Genomic DNA, 2,841 nt, shown 5'->3' with positions numbered 1-2,841 from the left:
GCCGACCGCGTCAGCAAGGGCGCCACCGGTTTGGATATGGATATTGCCGATACGCCGCAATCCATCAGCGTGGTGACACGCGAGCAAATGGATAACTTCGGCGCCGACGACATCAACGAAGCGCTGCGGCTGGCTACCGGCATCAACGTCGAAGAATGGGAAACCAATCGCACCAACTATATGGCGCGAGGTTTCGAAATCAAGAATACGCAGGTCGACGGCGTCGGCTTGCCGAACGATTGGGGCATCGTTACCGGCGCGATGGATTCGTTCGGTTTCGAAAAGCTGGAAGTGATTCGAGGGGCCAACGGCTTGCTCACCGGCGTCGGCAACTCAGCCGGCACCATCAACTATGTGCGCAAGCGGCCGACCAACGTGGCGCAGGGCAGCTTCGGCGTGAGCGCCGGCTCGTTCGATCAACGACGCGTTGAAGCCGATTATTCCACGCCGTTCACCGAAGACGGTAGCTGGGCCGGGCGCGTGGTGGTGGCGTCCGAAGAGCAGGACTCGTGGGTCCGCGATCTCAGCAACGATCGGACGTTTGTTTATGCAGTAGTCGACGGGCAGGTCGGCGAGCGCGCGACGCTGACGGCCGGCTACTCGTACCAACAGGCGAACACCGACAACAACATGTGGGGCGCGCTGATCCTGACTTACACCGATGGCAGCCAAGCCGAATTCGGCCGCAGCGCCTCGACCACGCAGGATTGGACGTACTGGGACAATCGCGCTCATGCCGCGTTCGTCGAATATACCTACGCGCTGGCGTCCGATTGGGATCTCAAACTCAGTTACAACTTCCGCGACTACCAAGACAACAGCAAGCTGTTCTTCGCCTACACCACGACCGGCATCGATCCCGATACCGGACTCGGTTTGCTGGGCTGGCCGGCCCATTGGCAGACCAAAGATCAGTCGCACTTGCTCGAGTTGAGCGTGGACGGCAAGTTCGAGCTGTTCGGTCGGGATCATGAAGCCATGCTGGGCCTGAATTATTCGGCCGGCGAGCGCACTCAAAACTATCGTCCGGTCGATCCGTCCGATCCGGCGTTCGGTTACCTGCCAGCGTTTCCGTATGCAGGCAACGCGCTTGCCGAGCCGGCCTGGGGGATGCTGGTCGAAGACGGCCAGATGGATCAAACGCTCAAGCGCGCCTACGGGGCCACGCGCCTGAGTGTGACCGATAAGTTCACCAGCATCTTTGGTTTCAACTACTCGGAATATCATCGCGACGGTCATCAGAGCGGCACGCCGTTCGATCAGACCGAGCGCGAGATCAGTCCGTACGCCGGCGTCACGTATGCGCTGGTCGACAACGTGCTGCTGTATGCCAGCTACTCGGATATCTATCAGCCGCAGGACCAGTACGACATCAACAATCAGTATCTCGATCCTTCGAAGGGTGTGAACTACGAAGTCGGTGTGAAAGCGGAATGGCTGGAACGCCGTCTGCTGACGACCTTGGCAGTGTTCACGGCCGAACAGCAGGGCTTGAGCACCTTCGCCGGCATGACCGAAGGCGGCCAGTATTACTACGAAGGCGTCGACGTCGATTCCAAAGGCATCGAGCTGGAAGTGGCCGGCCGCATCGGTGAGGACATCGATGTAGTGCTCGGCTTCACTTCACTGCAGTTGGAAGGCTCGCAGGGTGAAGATGTCTATCACTGGGTGCCGCGTCGTACCGCGAACATCGCCGTCAGTGCGCGTTTGCCAGGGTTCAGGGCGGTCTCGCTCGGCTTGAGCGGTCGCTGGCAAAGTGACACGTCCAAGGTCGACGAATACACCGGCGGCACAGTTCGGCAAGATAGCTATGCCATCGTGAACGCCTTCGCGCGCTGGGATGTGACGCAAAGCCTGAATGTGCGAGCCAACGTTCGCAACATCTCGGATGAGAAGTTCATTACCAGCCTGTATCAGATCGGTTACTACGGCGCTCCTCGCAATTACGAGATGAGCGTGAATTACCGCTTCTGATGTTTGGATGATGTTTGGGGCGGGCCGAGCGGCGTAAGTTGCCGCTCGGCCCGTTATCTCACCATTTGATTCGCGGTCTCGCGCACGATGGTCAGGAGCCGTGCCTGCGTTTGCGTGGGACGCCAGTCGTCTCGTACGGTGATCCCGATACTTCGCACGACCTTGCCGGCGGGGTGGGGCAGACACACCAGCATGCCCGCCTCCAGCTCATAATGAATTTGATTGGTCGACGACAACATCATGTGATCGCCGGCGACCAGGAAGGCTCGCGCCGCGCCAAGCGAGTTACATTCGATGAAACGCTGCGGCGGTTCGATGCCCAGCTTGTTGAACATGGCGTCGAAGTGCGTGCGCAGCGGCGAGGAGGCGCGTGGCGCGATCCAAGGGTAACTGGACAAATCGGTGGCGGTGAGTTTGCGACGCTTTGCCAACGGGTGCTCGGCTCGTACCACCACGGATAACGGGTCGTCGAACAGATGTTCCTGCTCGATGCCAGCGTTGGCGCGGTGTTCGCGTAATGCGCCGACCAGAAAGTCCGCCTGACCGGATTGCAACGCGCCGAGCAAATTTTCGTAGGTGCCTTCCATGATGGAGACGGCGTGTTCGGGATGTTCGCGTGTGAATTGAATCAGCGCGGTCGGCACCAGGAAGCTGCGCGCCAGTGGCATTGCGCCGATGACCGTCCTGCCTGATTCGCGGCCACGTAAAGCATCGATGTCGGCACGGGCCTGCGAGATTTCCACGAAAGCTCGATGGGCTCGCCGAGATAACTTCTCTGCTTCGCGAGTCGGTACGACGCCATAGCTGGTCTTTTCGAACAGCGTCGCACCTACCGTTTGCTCGAGCGTGCGAGCGGCACGGTGCATG

The 2,841-nt window shown here is 59.8% G+C and carries 2 protein-coding genes; one reads left to right on the top strand and one right to left on the bottom strand.

The window, feature by feature from the left end; all coding sequences use genetic code 11:
• The coding region (locus tag JNL55_RS33385) for a TonB-dependent siderophore receptor (protein ID WP_293865025.1) at positions 1-1,974 on the top strand (1,974 nt) is incomplete at its 5' end.
• A 53-nt stretch (positions 1,975-2,027) separates the two neighbouring features.
• On the opposite strand, the gene JNL55_RS33380 is transcribed toward JNL55_RS33385, so the two are convergent.
• The coding region (locus tag JNL55_RS33380) for a LysR substrate-binding domain-containing protein (RefSeq protein ID WP_293865022.1) at positions 2,028-2,841 on the bottom strand (814 nt) is incomplete at its 5' end.

Source organism: Steroidobacter sp. (genome assembly GCF_016790065.1).
Taxonomy (GTDB): Bacteria; Pseudomonadota; Gammaproteobacteria; order Steroidobacterales; family Steroidobacteraceae; genus Steroidobacter.
This window is presented reverse-complemented; position numbering and strand designations above follow the sequence as displayed.